The organism is Bradyrhizobium sp. cir1, from assembly GCF_014198245.1.
Classification (GTDB): domain Bacteria; phylum Pseudomonadota; class Alphaproteobacteria; order Rhizobiales; family Xanthobacteraceae; genus Bradyrhizobium.
This window is the reverse complement of sequence record NZ_JACIHE010000016.1, coordinates 91023-109568: the sequence shown is the minus strand read 5'-3', so window position 1 is coordinate 109568 and position 18546 is coordinate 91023. Positions and strand designations below refer to the sequence as shown.

Annotated in this window: 19 protein-coding genes and 2 pseudogenes; 14 read left to right on the top strand and 7 right to left on the bottom strand. The window is 65.1% G+C overall.

Features of this window, described 5'->3' with window-relative positions:
• Positions 1–12 precede the first annotated feature (12 nt).
• The 3 genes from GGD63_RS27645 to GGD63_RS27635 form a co-directional block, all read right to left on the bottom strand.
• Positions 13–1734: an AMP-binding protein gene (locus GGD63_RS27645; protein WP_183246508.1), complete on the bottom strand. Its 1722-nt coding sequence runs from the start codon at positions 1732–1734 to the stop codon at positions 13–15.
• Positions 1735–1880: 146 nt separating this feature from the next.
• Positions 1881–2537 (bottom strand): aspartate/glutamate racemase family protein, encoded by a 657-nt coding sequence (locus tag GGD63_RS27640; protein WP_183246506.1) that lies wholly within the window; start codon positions 2535–2537, stop codon positions 1881–1883.
• A gap of 1 nt (position 2538) precedes the next feature.
• A complete protein-coding gene (locus GGD63_RS27635) occupies positions 2539–3309 on the bottom strand; it encodes a GntR family transcriptional regulator (RefSeq protein WP_183246504.1) in 771 nt (256 codons plus the stop codon).
• A 200-nt stretch (positions 3310–3509) separates the two neighbouring features.
• Here GGD63_RS27635 and GGD63_RS27630 point away from each other — a divergent pair, with 200 nt between their 5' ends.
• From GGD63_RS27630 to GGD63_RS27600, 7 genes are all read left to right on the top strand, one after another.
• Positions 3510–4631, top strand: coding sequence for an ABC transporter ATP-binding protein (locus GGD63_RS27630; RefSeq protein ID WP_183246502.1), 1122 nt, complete (start codon positions 3510–3512; stop codon positions 4629–4631).
• Between the two features lies 1 nt (position 4632).
• Positions 4633–5682 (top strand): extracellular solute-binding protein, encoded by a 1050-nt coding sequence (locus GGD63_RS27625; RefSeq protein ID WP_183246501.1) that lies wholly within the window; start codon positions 4633–4635, stop codon positions 5680–5682.
• The gene (locus tag GGD63_RS27620; RefSeq protein WP_183246499.1) at positions 5683–6540 is read left to right on the top strand and encodes an ABC transporter permease; all 858 of its coding nucleotides are present in this window, start codon (positions 5683–5685) and stop codon (positions 6538–6540) included.
• A complete protein-coding gene (locus GGD63_RS27615) occupies positions 6530–7339 on the top strand; it encodes an ABC transporter permease (protein ID WP_183246497.1) in 810 nt (269 codons plus the stop codon). The genes GGD63_RS27620 and GGD63_RS27615 overlap by 11 nt, the downstream gene beginning before the upstream one ends.
• 2 nt (positions 7340–7341) lie before the next feature.
• Positions 7342–8253 carry a polysaccharide deacetylase family protein gene (locus GGD63_RS27610; RefSeq protein WP_183246495.1) on the top strand — a complete coding sequence of 304 codons (912 nt, stop codon included), beginning with the start codon at positions 7342–7344 and terminating at the stop codon, positions 8251–8253.
• A 320-nt stretch (positions 8254–8573) separates the two neighbouring features.
• Positions 8574–9074: a hypothetical protein gene (locus tag GGD63_RS27605; protein WP_183246493.1), complete on the top strand. Its 501-nt coding sequence runs from the start codon at positions 8574–8576 to the stop codon at positions 9072–9074.
• 11 nt (positions 9075–9085) lie between these two features.
• Positions 9086–9556 (top strand): hypothetical protein, encoded by a 471-nt coding sequence (locus GGD63_RS27600; protein WP_183246491.1) that lies wholly within the window; start codon positions 9086–9088, stop codon positions 9554–9556.
• A gap of 3 nt (positions 9557–9559) precedes the next feature.
• On the opposite strand, the gene GGD63_RS27595 is transcribed toward GGD63_RS27600, so the two are convergent.
• Positions 9560–10156, bottom strand: a complete 597-nt coding sequence (locus GGD63_RS27595; RefSeq protein WP_183246489.1) for a TetR/AcrR family transcriptional regulator — start codon at positions 10154–10156, stop codon at positions 9560–9562.
• A 160-nt stretch (positions 10157–10316) separates the two neighbouring features.
• Between GGD63_RS27595 and GGD63_RS27590 the strand changes: the two genes are divergently transcribed.
• The 3 genes from GGD63_RS27590 (at position 10317) to GGD63_RS27580 (ending at position 11571) form a co-directional block, all read left to right on the top strand.
• Positions 10317–10694, top strand: a complete 378-nt coding sequence (locus tag GGD63_RS27590; RefSeq protein ID WP_183246487.1) for a tautomerase family protein — start codon at positions 10317–10319, stop codon at positions 10692–10694.
• A 108-nt stretch (positions 10695–10802) separates the two neighbouring features.
• Positions 10803–11174, top strand: a complete 372-nt coding sequence (locus tag GGD63_RS27585) for a hypothetical protein (protein WP_183246485.1) — start codon at positions 10803–10805, stop codon at positions 11172–11174.
• Between the two features lies 1 nt (position 11175).
• Complete coding sequence (locus tag GGD63_RS27580) at positions 11176–11571, top strand: GFA family protein (RefSeq protein WP_183246483.1); 396 nt, start codon at positions 11176–11178, stop codon at positions 11569–11571.
• A 3-nt stretch (positions 11572–11574) separates the two neighbouring features.
• Here GGD63_RS27580 and GGD63_RS27575 read toward each other — a convergent pair.
• From GGD63_RS27575 to GGD63_RS27565, 3 genes and pseudogenes are all read right to left on the bottom strand, one after another.
• A pseudogene (locus GGD63_RS27575) lies at positions 11575–12445 on the bottom strand (urea carboxylase-associated family protein).
• Positions 12446–12521: 76 nt separating this feature from the next.
• On the bottom strand, positions 12522–13451 hold the full coding sequence (locus tag GGD63_RS27570) for a GTP-binding protein (RefSeq protein WP_183246481.1): 930 nt from the start codon (positions 13449–13451) through the stop codon (positions 12522–12524).
• 3 nt (positions 13452–13454) lie between these two features.
• Positions 13455–14945, bottom strand: a complete 1491-nt coding sequence (locus tag GGD63_RS27565) for an amidohydrolase family protein (RefSeq protein ID WP_210315990.1) — start codon at positions 14943–14945, stop codon at positions 13455–13457.
• A gap of 931 nt (positions 14946–15876) precedes the next feature.
• On the opposite strand from GGD63_RS27565, the pseudogene GGD63_RS27560 reads away from it, so the two are divergent.
• The 4 genes and pseudogenes from GGD63_RS27560 to GGD63_RS27545 all read left to right on the top strand — a co-directional run bounded on the left by GGD63_RS27560 (position 15877) and on the right by GGD63_RS27545 (position 18479).
• A pseudogene (locus GGD63_RS27560) lies at positions 15877–16234 on the top strand (DUF1778 domain-containing protein).
• 3 nt (positions 16235–16237) lie between these two features.
• Positions 16238–16735 carry a GNAT family N-acetyltransferase gene (locus tag GGD63_RS27555; RefSeq protein ID WP_183246479.1) on the top strand — a complete coding sequence of 166 codons (498 nt, stop codon included), beginning with the start codon at positions 16238–16240 and terminating at the stop codon, positions 16733–16735.
• Between the two features lie 158 nt (positions 16736–16893).
• Positions 16894–17325, top strand: a complete 432-nt coding sequence (locus tag GGD63_RS27550; RefSeq protein ID WP_183246477.1) for a hypothetical protein — start codon at positions 16894–16896, stop codon at positions 17323–17325.
• A gap of 128 nt (positions 17326–17453) precedes the next feature.
• A complete protein-coding gene (locus GGD63_RS27545; RefSeq protein WP_183246475.1) occupies positions 17454–18479 on the top strand; it encodes an alpha/beta hydrolase in 1026 nt (341 codons plus the stop codon).
• The last annotated feature ends 67 nt before the right edge of the window (positions 18480–18546 follow it).

Below are 18546 nucleotides of genomic sequence, written 5' to 3'. Positions count from 1 at the left end.
CGTCTCTCTCATTCAGACAGCAGCAGGAAGATTTGGATTGAGGTCCTGCTTCTTCACCTTGCCCGTCGCCGTCAGCGGCAGGGCTTCGATAATACGCACTTCCGGGACCTTGTAGACGGCCATGCGCTCGGCGCACCAGGCGCGCAGATCTTCCGCGGAGATGGTGCCGACCGCCTCCGGCTTGAGCTGGATATAGGCGACCGGCACCTGGCCCTTGTCCGGATCGTCGCGTCCGACCACGCCCGAGCCCAGCACCTTCGGATGCTGGCCGAGCAGCGCCTCGATCTCCGGCGGGAATACGCTCATGCCCTTGACCTTGAGCATTTCCTTGCGGCGGCCGAGGAAGTGCAGAAAACCATCCCTGTCGATGGTGCCGATGTCGCCGGTGCGCAGCCAGCCGTCGATCAGCGACTCCGCGGTCGCCTCGGGCTTGTTCCAGTAGCTCTTGAGCAGCGACGGTGTCCGCACGCGGATCTCGCCTTCGGCGCCGAGCGGCAACAGCGCGCCGGTTTCGAAATCGGTGATCTTGAACTCGGCGCCGGGGACCGGCAGGCCGACGAAGATCGGCTGGTTGTTGAGATCGAAATCGTCGTCCTGGAATCCTGATGTGAAGGTGTTGGAGGTGTGGGTCTCGGTCATGCCCCAGGCCGCCTCCATCAGGATCGTGCCGGTGAGGTCCTTCCAGCGCCTGCGGTAGTCGGCGTTGAGCTTCTTGACGAAGGAGACGACGCGCACCTGCTTCAGGGACGACAGGTCGAACTCGCTCCAGCGCGGGTGGTCCATCAACTCGACTGCGCCGTCCACCGGCATCGCCGTGATCGAGACCTTGTACTTGTCGATCGCGGCCATGGCGCCGACGGCATCCCAGCGCGCGAGCAGGACCAGTGTCCCGCCGGAGAACAGCGGGAAGATCAGGCCAAAGTTCTCGCCTGCAATCCAGAATTCGGGGAAGAACGACAGGAACACGCTGTTCTCGTCCGACTGCACCGAGATGCCGTAATTGGCGGCGGCCGTATAGACCATGTCGCGATGGGTATGAACGCAGCCCTTGGGCATGCCGGTGGTGCCGCCGGTGTAGTTGAGCGCGGCGATATCATCGAGGCCGGGAGGCGGTAGCGGCGTGGGCGCCGACATCGCGGCGAGCGCGGGCAATAGATCGGTCGCGCCCGCGATCGCGATACGCGGCGCGCGGATCGAATCCGGCGTTGGGAACGCGGGCGCAGCCGGCACCACATCGGCAAAGCTGGTGACGATGATCTCGCGCAGCCGCACCTCGCCCTTCACCTGCTCGACCACGGGGATGAGCTGGTCCAGCGCCACGATCACTTCGGCCTGAGTATCGTTGAGTTCGTAGGACAATTCGAACGCGCGCGACAGCGGGCTGACGGGGACGTGGACCGCGCCGAGCTTCAGGATGCCGAAGAACACGATGTGGAATTGCGGGCAGTTCGGCAGAAAGACGGCGACGCGATCGCCCTTGCGCACGCCCTTCGCCTGCAACAGCGCCGCAAAGCGATCGCTCTGCCGATCGAGATCGGCATAGGTCGTGACGTGCCCGTAGAAGATGACTGCGGGGCGATCGGGACTGCGCTTCGCCCAGGCGCGCAGATATTCCGTCAGGGGGACTTCGCCGTGCAGATAGTTCGGCGAGCGCGGCATGCCCTTCGGCCAGGCCTTGTCCCACAGGCCCCGCAAGGTGGCGAGGTAGTCCTTCTCGTCGAGGCCTGCACTCATGGCGTCTTTCCCGTGCTGCTTTTCTTTTCGCGACGGCATGCAACGTGCCGTCGCTCGACCTCGTTACAGGTCGAGCACGACAGAGTTCATGTCAAGGAAAACAGTTTTCCGTGGCACGGCCGATGCCGCGACGCGGAAAAATCACGCTACGCCGTGACGAGACGAATGATCCGCCGCACGGCAGCCGGGATCGGCGCGACGACGGGCACGGTGAACATCGGCTGAAGCGCCCGCGCCGCTTCACCGAGCGGCCCGCCGCCGATGACGACCGCCTCCGCTCCATCCTGGGCAATGCAGGCCTCGACCGCGGCGGCAAGAGCCGCGCGCAACAGCAATGGATCACGCATGAGATCCTGAGGATCGCCGTCAGCAAAGCGCGTGCCGGTGTAGAGCGATCGCAACCCCAGCGTATCAGGCAATGCATCGATCTTCGCTTTCAGCAGCGGCGTCGTGGTCGCCACACCGAACCTGCGACCGTTCTCTCCAGCTTCCAGCATCGCGGATTCGCCGATGCCCACGGCAAGCGGCTTCATCGCGGCCTTGATCCCGGCGAGACCGGGATCGCCGAATGCTGCGACGATAATGCCGTCGCACTCACAGCTGTTGGCCCGCGCGATCTCCTCGACCTCCGGCGCAGCCGCCGCCAGCGCATCCGCCGAGACGATCATCGTCGGCGCACGCGTTGCCGTGGCGCCGACAATGTCGAAACCGTCGCCGGCAGCGGACCTGGCAATCGCCACCATCATCGCGGTGGTTGCCTCATTGCTGTTCGGATTGATCAGGAGGATGCGCCGGCCGGCCATGCTATCCGCCCGCCCGCACTCGCGCGCCGATCTCCTGGAAGATCGCGGTGAGCTCGTCGACCTCGTCCTCGCCTTCCTTCGGCCGGATCCGCTGCTCCATCTCCTCGATGTGATGGCGCATGGCGTGAATCGCGCCGGCCCTGTCGCGGGCGAGGATCAACGCGCCGATGTCGGGATGGGCATCGGGCGAGCAATCAGGCTCGCCCGGTTGCTCGAAGGTCGCGATCGCCAGCGACGTCCGCAGCATCAGCTCGCGCGACATCTCCAGCAGCACACGGTTGCCCGCGAGCTTGGCGACCAGAATGTGGAATTCCGCCGTCAGCGACAGCGAGGCCCAGCGGTCGTTGCGATCGTGGCGCGCCTCGCGCTCCATATGCGCCTTCAGCTCGGCCTTGCCGGCTTTGTCCAGCCGGTCGATCGCGGCGCTCACAGTCGCGGTCTCGATGATGCGGCGCGCCGCAAAGATATCCTGCGCCTCCTCCCAGCTCGGCCGGTACACGAAGGCGCCGCGGTTGGGGATCTGCATCACCACCTTGCGCGAGGCGAGATGGGACAGCGCCTGGCGGATGTGAATCCGCGTGGTGCCGAACGCCGAGGCGAGCTTGTCCTCGCCGAGCTTGGCGCCCGGCTTGAGCCGCTTCTGGCTGATCGCGGTCAGGATACCCTGGACCACTGGATCGTCGTCGATGCTGCGCGGATCGACGGCCTCCGGCTCCCTGTGTTTCGGCTCGGAGCGCTTCGGCCTGCGCTTGAGGGGACGGGTTCGCTTCATGCGTCGTGTTTACAGGATTCTGAACGGCTGCCGCAGCCCATTTTTTCTACAAACCATCCCCTCTAATGTTCACAATATAGGCGATAAATTGGCGCCAATCTTTGGCGCCAAAAGATTGTCGCAACGCTCCCAAGGCATTAGCAGGCGAACCGCGCTGGCACGACGATTGCTAACTCCCCTCACGCAGAACAACGTGAAGGATGGAGCTGGCGTTGAGTGACGTGCGCGGACATTCGCTCGATCTGAAGGGCATCGGCCACACCTTCGGCGCGACCGTTGCGCTGGACGAGATCGATCTCACTGTTGCAGCCGGTGAGTTAATCGCCCTCCTCGGTCCGTCCGGCTGCGGCAAGACCACGATGCTCCAGATCATCGCGGGCTTCCTGCGTCCGTCCCGGGGCGAGGTGCGCTTCGACGGCGCGCGGGTCGAGCACATCCCCGCCAATCGCCGCCGCATCGGCATGGTGTTCCAGAACTATGCGCTATTTCCGCATCTGACCGTATTCGAGAACGTCGCCTACGGACTGCGCGCACGCAAGAGGCCGAACGCGGAGGTCGCGGCCAAGGTCGAGCAGATGCTCAGCCTCGCCCAGATGGCGGCGTTTGCGCGGAGGCTTCCGGGAGAGCTCTCGGGCGGACAACAGCAGCGCGTCGCGCTGGCGCGTGCCCTGGCGATCGATCCGGGCCTCGTCCTGCTCGACGAGCCGTTCTCGGCGCTCGACAAGAATCTGCGCCTCGACATGCAGATCGAGATCAAGACCCTTCTGAAGACGTTTGGCGTCACCTCCATCATCGTCACGCACGATCAGGAAGAGGCGCTGTCGATGGCCGACCGCATCGTCGTCCTCAACAAGGGGCGCATCGAGCAGATCGACAGCCCGGATGCGCTGTACGACCGTCCGGCGAGCCTCTTCATCTCGAGCTTCATCGGCCACACCAATCTGCTGCGCGGCACCGTTACCGAGACCGATCGCGTGCTGCTAGACGCCGGACCGGAGATCGACCTCGGGCGCTCGGCGCTGCGCCGGCGCGGCACGCCGGTGACGATCTCGGTCCGGCCTGAAAACATCGCGTTCGGCGCCGAACGGCCCGGCGCCATTCCCGTCACGATCCGCGCCACCGTGCCTCTCGGCGCGGTCAGCGTCACCGAGGGCGTCACCGCGAGCGGCGAGCCCGTGAAGATCAGCCAGGCGCGTGCCGCGGGTATCGCGAAGGCACAAGCCGGAGAAACGGCGTGGCTCGCGATCTCCGATGTCTCGCGCGTCAGCATTTTCAGCACGCCGATCGACGACGTCTCAAAACATCAGCAAAGGAGTGTTTGACATGAGCCTATCCAGGAGATCGCTGCTCGCCTCGGGTTCGGCCGCGCTTGCGGCGGCTAGCCTCGGATGGCCGACATCATCGCGCGCTGCCACCTCGATCGTGGCGACGACCTATCCCGGCAGCTTCGACGAAGCCTTCCGCTCGGTGGTCGGGCCGGCCTTCAAGAAGTCCAGCGACGGCGGTGTCACCTTCACGCCGCTGCTCGGCGTCGACCAGATCGGCAAGATCCAGGCTTCGCGCAACGCCCCGCCGTTCGACGTGGTGCTGTTCGACGAGGGACCGCTGATCCCGGCGATAGCGAGTGGCGTGCTGGAGAGATTTCCGGTCGAGCAATCGAAGTCGTTTGCCGACATTCCAAGCGCATTCCGCCATCCTGACGGTTACGCGCCTGTCATCACCTGTCAGTTGATCGGCATTGCCTACAATCCGAAGAAGATCACGACGCCGCCGACCTCGTGGGAGGATCTCTGGAAGCCGGAATACAAGGGCCGCGTCGGCATCACCGGGCTCGGCTCCAGCCTCGGCACCGCCTTCATGGTCGAGATCGCAAAGCTGAACGGCGGCTCCGAGACCAATATCGAGCCGGCCTTCGAGGCCATGAAGAAGCTGCTGCCCAACGTCGGCGCGATCGCGGCCTCGCCGGGCGCGCTGGCGGCACTGTTCCAGCAGGGCGAGATCGATATCGCCTTCAACTTCTGGAATAACGTCGCGCTGCTCGCCGCCAAGGGCGTCGACATCGCCTTCGCCAAGCCGAAATCCGGCGCGGTCGTGATCCGCACCAGTGCGCAGATCGTGAAGAACAACCAGGATCCGAAGGCGGTGCTCGACTATCTCGATACGGTGATGTCGGTCGAGACGCAGAAGGGCCTGGAGGCGGCGCCCTGGATGATGATGCCGACCAACGGCAAGGTGGCGCTGACCGGCGCCAACCTTACCGTCGCCAAGAGCGTCGACGACCTCGTCGCCAACAACGTGCTGCTCGACTGGACCAAGTTCCAGCCGCTGCGCGGCGAATGGATCACGCGCTTCAGCAAGGAAGTGAAGATCTGAATGACGCCGGCAAGCACGAGCGCATCGAGACAGTTGCTGCCAGTGGTCCCACTGGCGGCGCTGTTCTTCGCAGCCTTCGTGCTGCCGCTGGTCGCGCTCGTCGCGATCAGCCTGTTTCGCACACCCCAATTCGCAGAATTGTCGCTGGCGCAATATCTGCGTTTCCTTTCCGATCCCTTCAGCATCAAGGTGCTGACGGATACGCTTTGGCTGGGGGCGGAGGTTGCACTGGCGACGCTGATCCTCGCCTACCCGCTCGCGCTGGTTTACGTCGCGAGCGGTCCGTTCATGCGAACCCTGATCACCTTCCTGATCATGCTGCCGCTCTTGACCAGTACGGTGGTGCGAACCTTTGCCTGGATCGTCATCCTCGGCCGCGACGGCATCGTCAATTCGGCGATGCTGTCGCTGGGGCTCTGGCAGGCCCCGGCTCGGCTGCTCTACACCTGGGAGGGCATGGTACTGGCCCTGACGCAGATCCAGCTCCCCCTGATGGCGCTGCCTGTCATCAACAGCCTGCTGCGGCTCGACGGCAACCTGACGCGCGCGGCGGAAGGGCTCGGCGCGAGCCGCGCCCGCATCTTCATCACCGTCATCCTGCCGCTGACGCTGCCGGGCGCCATCGCCGGCTGGCTGCTCGTCTTCGCCGCCGCTGCGACCGCTTTCATCACCCAGACCCTGGTCGGCGGCGGCCGCATCATCCTGATGCCGTCCTACATCTACCAGCAGGCGGTCGGTGTGCAAGACTGGCCGTTCTCGGCAGCGCTGTCGCTGATCTTCACGCTCGCCGTGACCGGCATCGTCTTTGCCATCGGCGCACTCTCCCGCCGCTACGTGCGAGGCGTCGATGCAGCGTAGTCTCGTCGACCGGATCTACTCCACCGTCGTCGGCGCAATCACCGGCTTCGGCATGCTGTTGCTGCTGGCGCCGACGCTGGTGGTTCTGGTCATTTCCTTCACCGGCGGCATCACGCTAAAGTTTCCGCCACCGAACTGGTCGCTGCGCTGGTATGTCGAGCTACTGCAATCGCAGGAGATCATCGAGCCTGCATTGACGAGCCTGAAAGTCGCAGCGGCGGCGACGATCCTTTCCGCGGTGCTGGGCGGCGCGGCGGCGCTCGGGCTGGCGCGCAGCCGGTTGAAGATCGCGCGCGTGCTGGATGCGCTGTTCATGTCGCCGATGGTGCTGCCCGCGATGGCCTTCGGCCTGTCGCTGCTGCTGGTCTTCAACCTGCTCGGCATCCGCCTGTCGGCGGCGACGCTGGTGCTCGGTCACACCATCATTTGCGTGCCGTTCGTGATCCGGATGGTCGGTGCGTCGGTGCAGCAGCTCAATCCGGTGCTGATCACCTGCTCGCTCAGCCTTGGCGCCAGCCGCTGGTACACTTTCCGGCGCGTCACGCTGCCGCTGATCCGCCGCGGCATTGTCGCGAGCTGTTTTGTCGCGTTCCTGACCTCATTCGACAATGTTCCGGTGTCGCTGTTTCTCGCCGATGCGCGTACCGAGGTGCTGCCGATCAAGCTCTGGGCGATCCTCGAAGGCAGCCTCGACGTGCGCGTCGCTGCCGTCTCCGGCGTCATCGTGCTGCTGACGCTGGCCGGTCTCGTCTGCGCCGAAATCTTCGGCGGCGTCAGCCGCCAGATCGGGAGCCGCTGACCATGCCGATCGAACGCGATCTTCGCGGATATGGAAGGGCCCGACCCGACATCGTCTGGCCCAACGGCGCCCGCGTTGCGGTGTCGCTGGTGGTAAATTTCGAGGAGGGTGCCGAGCTCGCGGTCGAGCAGGGCGATGCCGAGACCGAGCGCTATGGCGAGGTCGCCTCGACATCGCCGCCGGGCGTGCGCGATCTCGTGCAGGAGCAGGTGTTCGACTATGGCATGCGCGCCGGCCTGTGGCGCTTCCTCGATGCCTTCACTGACGCCAAAGTCCGTTCCACCTTCATGATGTGCGGCCGCGCGGTCGAGCGCGTGCCGGACCTTGCCCGCGCCGTGGTCGAGGTCGGGCACGAGCCGGCGGTGCATGGCTGGCGCTGGCTGCCGCACACGCTCTATGGCGATGCCGAGACCGAACGTCGCGACATCGAGAGGACGCGCGACGTCATCGTCCGCGCGACCGGCGTCACGCCGGTCGGCTTCATGTCACGCGGCAGCCAGAGCGCCTGGACGCGCGATCTCCTGACCGAGCTCGGCTTCGCCTACGATTCCAACGCACTCGACGACGATCTGCCCTATTGCAGCCGGTCGCCGCGGGGATCGATGCTGGTCCTGCCCTACGGCTTCGACACCAACGACATGAAGTTCTTCCATCCGAACGGTTTCGTACAGCCGGAGGATTTTTCGAACTATGTCAGCACTGCGCTCGCGACGCTGGTCGAGGAGGCCGAGCGCGGCCGTTCGGCGATGCTGTCGATCGGCTTTCACCTGCGCATTTGCGGCCGACCCGCGCGCTTCCGCGCGGTGAAAAGCATTCTCGCGGAGCTGGCGCGGCTGGATGGCCGGGTCTGGGTCGCAGCGCGCGCCGACATCGCGGCGCACTTTCGCGATGTCGCAGAAGGACAGTCGCGCTAGGCCGCGCGCACGCCCGCAACGAAGGCGCTGACCTCGTCCTGGAGCGATTGCAGCTTCTGGGTCAGGCGGCCGCTCGATTGCAGCACGAAGCCGGCGGCCTGGCCGGTCTCCGCGGTCGCGCCGGTGACGCCGGAGATATTCTGCCCCGAAATTCCGCGGGAGAGCTGCCAACATGCTCTTCCGAGATACGAATTCTTCCAATCTAGAACGCCTCGACATCGCCTCTCCGAGCATTGACTTGGAGAGGTCTCTGGCAGAACGATCGGCGCAGATCATCCGCGCCAGCTCTGGCGTGAGCGCAGCCAAAGGCCAGAGGCTCCATGCATCAATCGACATACGCCAAGCCCCTCGAGCTGCCCGCACTGACCGCAGCGGAGCGGCTCTTCGTCTGGGGATTTCGTGCCAAGGCGCGCAGCGGCAGCGCCGTTCCGACGGCGGCCGACATCCAGCAGGTGTACGACCACTTTCGCGTCGGCGACGCCGTGCCGTCGCTGGAATCCATCATCGAGATCTTCGCCTGCACCGCGCATACGGCGATCGAGGTGCACTGCCCCACATGTCCGCGCATGTCGGAGAGCGAGTGCGGGATCTTGCGGGCGATCGCCGCCGCGCAGAAGGAGCGCGACGATGTCGCACGCGAGCAGTTCGAGTGCTGGCTGCCGCCAGTCGGCGCGGATTGGGCGCTGGCGCCGGTGCGGGGACTGGCGACGATCTTCCGCATGGCCGGCCTCATCCTGCCTGACCGGCACGTCTCGTCACGCGCCCATGACCGGATGATGGCGATGAAGAGCTGGTTCGTGGGCAGCCCCACATTGCATTGACGAGATCGTTCATGATGCAGGCCATTTGCGATTCTGCACCGGATCCGGACGCCGGCCAGCCGCGGCTCTGTCCGCCCCAGGCCGCGCTTGCGGCGCGTCCCTGCGTCGAAAGCTACGATGATTTCTGCCGCGTCGCGCTGTCGCTGCTCCGCTTCATTGGAGCGGCCTATGCGACCGGCGCATCGGATTGCTGGGAAGCGGCCTATCGCTATGCCGACGAGGCACCTGGCATTGCCGACAGTCCGCTGCTGGTGGCGCGCGCGGCCGCGCTGGTCAGGATCGTGCGCAGCGGCCGGCCATGCGAACTCTGCTTCATGCCGCCGTCCTGCCGGCGCCTGTCGAAGGACGAGACGGAGTTGATGCGATTGCTGGCGATCGCGCGCAGCAAGCAGCCTGAACTCGGATCGGTCGTCTGCCAGTTCGTCGGCAACGAGAACGAGATTGCGACGACGCGGGCGGTCAACGCGCTAGCCTGCTGCTGACACCTAACCTCTCTTGTCGAGCACGAGATCGATGGTGTGGCTTGCGATCTTGCGCAGCTGGGCTTCGTCGCCGTAGGCGCGCTCGAGCACGGCAAGGCCGCGCGTCACCGTGATAATGTGCAACGCTGCGACTGTGGGATTGCCGTTGAACTCGCCACGCCTGGCGCCCGCCGACAACGTGTCCTGAACCAGCGCGGTGATGCGGGAGACGAGACCAGCAAAGGCCTGGCGCGCCTGTTCATCCAGCCCTTCGCCTTCCGCCGCGCCGAGCTCCATCAGGCCGCGCGTGGTCGGACATCCCCGCGGCGGCGAGCCGGAACGGAAATTGGTGATGGTGAGGTCGAAGAACGCGGTGAGGCGCTTGCGCAAAGACCCCGTGCCGAGCGCCTTTTGCAGGGCGAGCAGATAGTCGCCCGCGTAGCGCTCATAGGCCTGCAGGAACAACGCTTCCTTGCTGCCGAAGGCGTTGTAGAGGCTGCCGCGCTGCACGCCGGCGTCGCGCGCGATGTCCGACAGCGAGGTGCCGCGCACACCCTTGCGCCAGAACTGGTCGAACGCGATGCGCAGGACATCGTCATGGTCGAACTCGCGCGGCCTCAAATGTTGCTCCTCCAAAGGTATTTGACACAACGTCAAGAACATGCTTTCTGGACACCGCGTCAAAAACAAATTGGGATTGATATCCCGTTTCGTCAATAAGCCGACGGCCGGCGCGGATGATGCGCCCGACCGATCAGGCCCGCATGCAGAGGGACGTACGATGCCTCTCCTCCACATCTCGATGCGCGCCGGAAAGCCGGAAGCCTACCGCCAGGCCATCCTCGACAGTCTCTACCGCGCCATGCGCGAGGCGCTGAACGTGCCAGAGGGCGACGAGTTCATGACCATCAGCGAGCTTTCGCCCGCAAACTTCCGCTGCGGCAATGCCTACGGCGTCACGCGCAGCGAGGACGCCGTGCTGATCCAGATCACCGTGTTCGCCTCGCGCACCCCCGAGCAGAAGAAGGCGCTGTACCGGCGGATCGCCGAGCTGCTCGGCGAGAGCCCGGGCATCCGGCCCGAGGACGTGTTCGTCAACGTGCTCGACGCCCCCAGGGAAAACTGGTCGGTGGGGCACGGCATCGCGCAATTCGCCTGAAGCGGCCGGGCGCGGAATCGCCGGCGCCCTCTTGAGAATTGCCGGCCGGAAGGGTCTGATAGGCTGGGGAGCAAGCCTCCGCCGAGCCGAACCCGGGACCTGAACGGCATGACCATGTCGGTCGAGCAATTGTGGAGCCTGCCGGAAACCGCGCTGATCGGCGCCTATGCCGAGGCGCGGCGCCGCTATGCCGAGAAGAAGTTCGAGCGCGACACCCAGCGGGCGCGGCTGGAATGGATGCGGGCCAAGCTGTTCGTCAACACGCAGGGCAACGTGACCGAGCGCAAGATGGCGGTCGACGTCTCCGAGGAGCTGGCGCGCAAGGGCCAGGAGGTGCGCGAGATGACGCGCGATCTCGACATGCTGAAGATCGACGTGGACGTGATCGACACCATGATCCGGCTGCGCGGCGCGCACGGCGGGCCTCCGGTTCACACCGAGGAGGCGGCCGAGAAACCGGCCGAGCCGGAGGGAGAGTGAAATGGCCACCTTCCGCGGAAGCTGCCTGTGCGGCGAGGTCGCGTTCGAGGTGGAGGGACCGTTCGATCGTTTCCTCAACTGCCATTGCTCGCGCTGCCGGAAGGCGACCGGGACCGCGCATGCCTGCGAGGTGATCGTGAAAGCAGAGGCGCTGCGCTGGCTGCGCGGGGAAACGTCCGTCACGCGTTTCGATCTGCCCAACGCGCGGAGCTTTGCGACCGCGTTCTGCAGGATGTGCGGCAGCCCGATGCCGCATTTGACCCGCAGCGGGCGCGAGGCGATTGTCCATGCCGGCGCGTTCGACGAGCCGCTTGAGACGACACCCGACCGGCATGTGCAGTGGGCCTCACGCGCAGCGTGGTATGTGCACGGCGACGGATTGCCGGTGGAGGACTGAGATTCAGCTTCCCGCATGCGCCCCGTGGTGACGGTGATAGGCACTCGGCGAGGGCCAGATCCAGCCCTTCAGTGCCGTTCGATCCGGCTCGAAGATTTCGATCTTGAGCGGATGGCACGCCGCGGCATCGCTGGAATGGGTTGCGCTGCAGTCTCCACCAGGACAGGCTGACAATGCGCCGAGCAGATCGATCTCCGCGAAAAACTCGATAAAGTCGCCGGGGCGGACCGGGCTTGCCTTCATGAAATATTGATGGGTGTCCTTGGTGAAGCCGGTGCACATGAAGACGTTGAGCACGTCGTGGACATGATGCTCCACCGCATGCGGCTCCATCTTCAGTTCGGTCGCCAGCGCCCGCGACAGGGTTGGAGTGGCAACAGAAATCGTAAACCGTGCCGTTCAACAGGAGATTTGTATAGGGATCGCAGCGCGTACCGATCACATCGTGAATGCCGGCGCCGTCCGCGTCGAAGCCGTACCAGCCGAGGGTATCGTGACTGATGGTCGCCATCGGCCGAAGATAGGGCATATTGCTCCAGAGCCGGTCACCGATGCCGACATGCGTGCCATGGAGCGCCCGCGTCTTGCCGCTGAAGAAGCGCTCGGAGAGATCGTCCGCGTTCCAGAGATTGAGGTCGCCGACCTGAGGGCCTTCGACGCTAATGATGCGGAAGAACTGGCCGCGCGCCACGCGAAAGGCACGGGCATCGCGTGGCGGCACGATGAGCTCGTGCGTCTTGACCGCCGCACGGCGGGCTGCTTCGAGCGTGGCCATATCCGGCCCGGGCATCGTCCCGGCCGGATAGACGATGGCCGGCTTGGCGGCGCGGCGCGAGGCGGCATCAGCGGGGGCGGGTGGGATAGTTGGGGGCATTGTTCAGTCTCGGATCGACGCAGCAAGAGAAGGGGCGGTGACTGACGGCGGAAGCGGTTGACCCTATCGCCTCGCCTCAGCCGACGGCAACACACCCCTCCAAGATCCCGTCGAGCTCGGCCTGCGAGAGCACGCCGAGCTCGGCGATGAAGACGATCCGTGTCCGCGGCACGCCTGGCGGCGGCGCCTCGCCCGGCGCCAGCGTGGCGCGGCCGCCGGCGAACTGGAACACCATCTGGCGTCCGGGCTGCTCGGCGGTCTCGAACAGGCCTTTTGCGCGGGCGAGCCTTGGCGCGAGGCGGCTGATGGCCTGCTGCAAGCGCGGCAGCGAGATCGGGTGATCGGAGGTCCAGCTCAGCGTCTCGAAGCGTTCCTCTGCCGGCCGCTTCGGTCCCGGCTCGCGTGGCGCGGGCGCGCGGTCGGCGGCTGCGGGGAATAGCAGCGCGGACGGAATCTCGCCGTGGTTCGCCTCGACCACGACCGCAGGGACGCGCAGCGCGCGGATGGCTTCGCGCATCCGCGCAGCCGCGCCCTCATCCGCCAGATCCAGCTTGCTCAGCGCCACGATATCGGCGACGCGCAACTGCGACCGCAGCAGCGCGTCATCCAGGGCCGATGGCGGTGTCCCCGCGTCGATCACGCAGAGCACCGTTTCCAGCGGCGCCTCGCGCAGGATCACCGGGTCCATCAGATTGCGTACGATGTCGGCGGGATCGGCGACGCCGCTGGTCTCGATGACGATGTACTCAGGCTTGGGATCACGCCGCAACAGCGTCGAGAGCGTGCGCAGGAGATCGCCTTCGAGCGAGCAGCAGATGCAGCCATTGGCAAGGCTGACCACGCCGTCGCTCGCGCCCGCGATCAGCTCCGCATCGATGTTGATGGCGCCGAAATCGTTGACCACGGCGGCGATGCGTCGCCCGCCCGCATGGGCCAGCAGATGATTGACGACCGTGGTCTTGCCGGCCCCGAGGAAACCCGTCACCAGGAGAACCGGGACCGGCATGGCTCAGCTCGCCACGACGGGGCGCCGCACGGGCTTTCCGGGCCGCGCAGTCACATCGAGAATGCCGTCGCTGATCAGCGGCTGACCGCTGACAATCAGATGCCGCACGCCTTCCGACGGACGGTTCATCGCGGTGAAGGTCGCACGGTCCGAGAGCTTCTCGTAGTCGAACACGACGATGTCGGCATCGGCATCCTCAGTGAGCCTGCCCTTGGCGCGCATCGCGGGCGTGCTCTGCGACAGGATTTCCGCGGGAATCAGCGCGCATTTGCGCACGCCTTCGAGCAGCGACACGGCTTTGCGCTCGCGCACCCATTCGCGGATGAATTTCGTGAAGCAGCCGGCCGAGCGCGGATGCGAGGTCGCATCATCAGGCAGCGGCCAGGCATCGCCGGTGTAGGTAGTGCCGTCGGACAGCGTCCAGGGCATCGCGTCGGAGGCAATCGCGCCGCCGGGATAGAGCACCGACATGTCGAGCAGATCGCGGTGATGCGCATTGTTCTCGGTGTCGAGGATGTGCCAGAGCACCAGCGAGGACGGCTCCTCGGCCTGCGCCTTGAGCAGCTCCTCGCGGTCGTGGAAGCGGTAGCCGTCGGTCACGCGCTGCACGGAATCGTAGCCGGTGCCGTTGCGCTCGACGAATTGGGGATCGCTGAAGAACGCGGCGGCCAGCACGGTCGAGCCGGTGCCGTAAGGATAGGCCTCGACCGTGATCGGCAGGCCCTGTCCTTGCGCCTTCTCGACCAGCACGCGGCAGCGCTCGATGTCGGTCTTGCTCGACGAATTGAAATGGCAGATGTGCATGTGCGCGCCGGTGGCGCCGGCGTAGCCGATCAGGCGGATATAGGCTTCCACCGCGCTTTCGGGGTCGATGCGCGACATGAAGGCGACATGCGTGAAGGTCGGCACGTCCTGCTTCGCGGCAAGCTGGCAGACTGCGGTCAGCTCCTGCACGCCGGCGCCCGGCGCATAGGCGTTGAGGATGCCGATGCCGATGCCGCCTTCGTTCAGGCCGCGGGTGAGGCGCTCGAGGATGCCTGATACCTCCGCATCGGTTGCGACGTTGTCCATCCAGCGGCGATCGCGCATGGCATTGCCGAACGCCTCCAGCGAGCTCTCCGCATTGGAGCCCGTCATCGCGCCGATGCGCGCGAAGGCCCAGTTGGTGGCAGCGCCGTAATTCAGCACGCGGCCCTTCCGGGCCTGGCGCTCATACCAGGACCCGACCGGCAGCACGCCGGCCTCCAGATCGAGCGTCGTCGTCACGCCGTCGAAGGCCTGCATGCGGTCAGCCGGGAGCGACTGGCCATGCGCGTGCAGATCGATGAAGCCGGGCGCGACCACCAGGCCAGTGGCGTCGATCACCCGCTCAGCGCCGCCGAGTCCCGTGCCGACAGCGGCGATCTTGCCGTCCACCACCGCCACATCACCGATGGCATCCATCCTGCTCGCGGGATCCACCACCCGGCCGCCGCTGATCACCAAACCGCCCATCTCGTCACTCCGAAAAGCTATTGCAAAAACCTCCAAAGGCCCGGCAGCAGCTCCGGAGGCACGTCGGCGCGCATAGTGCAGATTCTGGGGAGAACGACCACCACCACTGATGCCGATGCTGCATGCTTGCACGTGAGGCCGATGAACGCAGGACGTGTATCGGGACCGGAGCGCAACGACGCCGCGGCGTCAAATTCGCCGGTCCAATCGGCATGGGCGCGCGTTCTCGCGGCTTGATTTGCCCGAGCTATGCTTCGCTTCACACCCTCACAGAAGAAAGGGCGCAGGGAAGACCGGGCGCCAGCTGGCACCCATAAGACCCCTGCGCCGAACGAATGCACACGCAATGCACAGGGGAGACACAGGGCAGCCGAAACCAGGCCTTCCCTGCGCGATGGTCTGACGGCCTATGCCGCGCTCTCCCGGGAGCCGAGTTCCTTCTGGCCTCCCTCGCCTCTGCGAAAGTCACGGCAGCGCGCCGGTTGACGCGATGACGCCTTCGCCAAGGCTTGACCGTAGCAACGACGGCCAGGACCACACGGTTTCGCCGTACGCGGACACTCCCGCTTCGCCAAGCGGCTTCGCAGGACGCGCCTGCTTCGCCCGAGGCATCACGGGACTTGAGCGCCGTCCGTCTTCGCGGTCCGCACCATGCTCACGAGGTTCATCTCGCCCTGCACGCGCAATACCCGCCTTTAACGCCGCCCGCGACCACCGCACCCCAGCCCGCGCTCGAAACGACGTACGACCGCCCCTTTGGTGGGCTGGGATGCGCGACACATACGACAAATCCGAATTTCGGTAAAATGGAATATTTTTGAAGGGGGGTTGACAGCGGGTTGGGTTGTTTTGCCCGACGGCTCGATTATCTCCAGATCAAACTGTATTGCAAAATGCACTACAAGCCTATTGGTTGCTGTGGAGGTTCACCATGGCGCGAAGCGTTGAACGCAAGGAGCATCCGCTCTCGATGCGGCTGCCGGAAACCGACATTGCCATCATCGACCGGGCGGCGGCGCTGCGCGGGCGCTCACGCACGGACTTCGTGCGTGACGCGGCAGTGCGTGCGGCTGAGGACGTGCTGATGGAGACGGCGCCCATTCGCATGAGCCCGTCCGGCTTCAAGGCGTTCATGGCAACTAGGACCGGCTGCCCCGGTGCCGGAAATAGTCGAACTCTTCCAGCGCGCGGCGCCATGGGCGAGCAAGGCGTCTTCAAGCGAAGTGGACGCCGGCTCGCGTAAACAAGACGTATCAAATCGAGAAAGCCGCCCGCGCAAGAGGCGCTGAGACTTGGCAATCTCCACCCCTGAACCGCTGACGTCAGAGCACCATCTCGACGAGTTCTCTTGCGGCAAGCCATCGCTCGACCGATGGCTGAAGACGCGAGCGCTGTCCAACCAGGAGAAGGGCTTTACCGCCGTCATGGTGGTTCACGAGATGAACCGGGTGGTCGGCTATTATGGTCTCGCGCCAACGCCAATCATCCCCTCGTCTCTGCCGCGGTCCATACGGACCGGGCAGCCGCCCGACCCTGTGCCCTGTCTGCTGCTGGGACAGCTCGCGACCGATGAGAACTGGATCGGCCAGGGAATCGGCACCGGCCTGGTCAAGCATGCGCTCCAGCGCTGCGTCACGGCCGCAGGCCTGATCGGAGGACGCGCGCTGATCGTGAATGCGGTCGATGCCGGAGCAGCTGCGTTCTGGAAGCGGCGAGGATTCCTTGCCTCAAAGGACGATCCGCTCGTTCTCTTCAGGTCGATCGCCGACATTGCGGCATCGCTTCATTAGAAACTTTTCTCAGGCCATCCCCTGTGTGGGTTATAGTGCACCGCAATCACGAAACCGACATCGATAGCCGAAGAGTAAGCGCATTGTCAGCGTAACCCGCCGAGCTATGATAGTCGTCTACTGTCTTAGACTTCAATGGAAAGTCGTGTTGCCCCCCAATGCCCGTGAAGTTCGACGACGTTTGCACAGCCTTCGAGTTCGCCAACACCAACGGCGGCGTGTCGGAGTTTCGTGCCTTCGTGTGCAGACAGACCGGAAAGATCTACTACCAGACTGGCGACCTCGACTCGGAAGATTCCGAAGACGAGCTGCCGGATGACATAGAGGATGGAACCAAATACATCCCGCTCCCGGACAAGCGCGACCTCGATCTCGGCAAGCCCCTGGTGCTCGCTTTCGCCCGCGAGTTCCTGCCGGACGATTACGACGACGTCCGTTATTTCTTCAGCAAAAGGGGCGCTTATCCGAAATTCAGAGCGCTGCTCGCCAGACGAGGCGCGATCGATCGCTGGCATGCCTACGAGAATGAGGCGACAGAGTGCGCGTTGCGCGAGTGGTGCGCGCTGCATGAGATCGACATCGTCGACTGATCTGGCGCTCTTTCGGACGCCACGACTTTGAACCACCGCGAAGCGGCTCTGCCGTCTTCTCGCCCCCATTGTCATTCAGTGAACTAGGCGGGGCGGCGTTACGGTGGCCAAGTTCCCTGGGGTTCCGTGTGATCGTCCGACGTCTTCTGCAGCGCGACTGCCGTCATTCTGTTTCGCGCCGCGCTCTCCTCGGCGGGCTTGTGTCGGCAGGCAGTGCCCTCGCGCTCGGCGGATGCGCAGGCCTCGGTGCGACCGGCGCGCGCTTCGACGCGTCGTCCCTCTCCGTTGACCCCACGTTGCTGGTCACCACCACGCGCAAGCCTGTCAACGGCGGCCGCACCAAACCCTGGTTTGGGCCGGAGCGCGCGACGAGCATGACGGTCGCGCGGGCCAGGCTGGTGGCCCCGGACGAGAGCCGTCTTTCTCTCGCCTCGGTTGGGCTCGGCGATTGGCGTCTTGATCGGATCGAACCGGTGTCGGCCGACGCCGGCGATCTCGCCGCGCAGGCCGGCGGAGGCGACGTGCTGATCTATGTGCACGGCTTCAAGCAGACATTCGAGACGGCGGTACTGGATGCCGCCCATCTCTCCGACGGGATCAAGTTCCGCGGCCGCACCATGGCATTCTCCTGGCCCTCCAAGGCAGGATTCTTCGACTATGCCTATGACCGCGACAGCGCGATGTGGTCTCGCGACGATTTCGAGCGCGTGCTCTCTGCGCTCGTGTCGGCGCCGGGCGGCGGCCGCGTGCACATCGTTGCGCACAGCATGGGAACCATGCTGACCCTCGAAAGCCTGCGTCAGCTCTATGCGCGATACGGCGACACGGTTACGAGCAGGATCGGCGCGGTGGTGTTTGCCGCGCCCGATATCGACATGGACGTGTTCTCATCGGCGATCCAGCGTATCGGTCCGCTGGCCGGCAAGATCACCGTGATCGCCGCGACGAATGATCGTGCACTAGCGCTGTCGGGCCAGATCGCAGGTGGCATGACCAGGGTCGGCGCCGCAGAGAAGGCCGCCATCGCGCGGCTCGGCGTGCGTGTGGTCGATGCTTCCCAGGAAGGCTGGGGCATCATCAACCACGATCTGTTTCTGTCGAATGCGGAAGTGCAGCGGGTGATCCGCCGCTCGATCGACGGCACGACGGCGTAAGAGAGCGCCCGCGGGGTTGTTGTTTGAGCATGATCTTTTCGGAAAACCGCTGCACACTTTTCCGGAT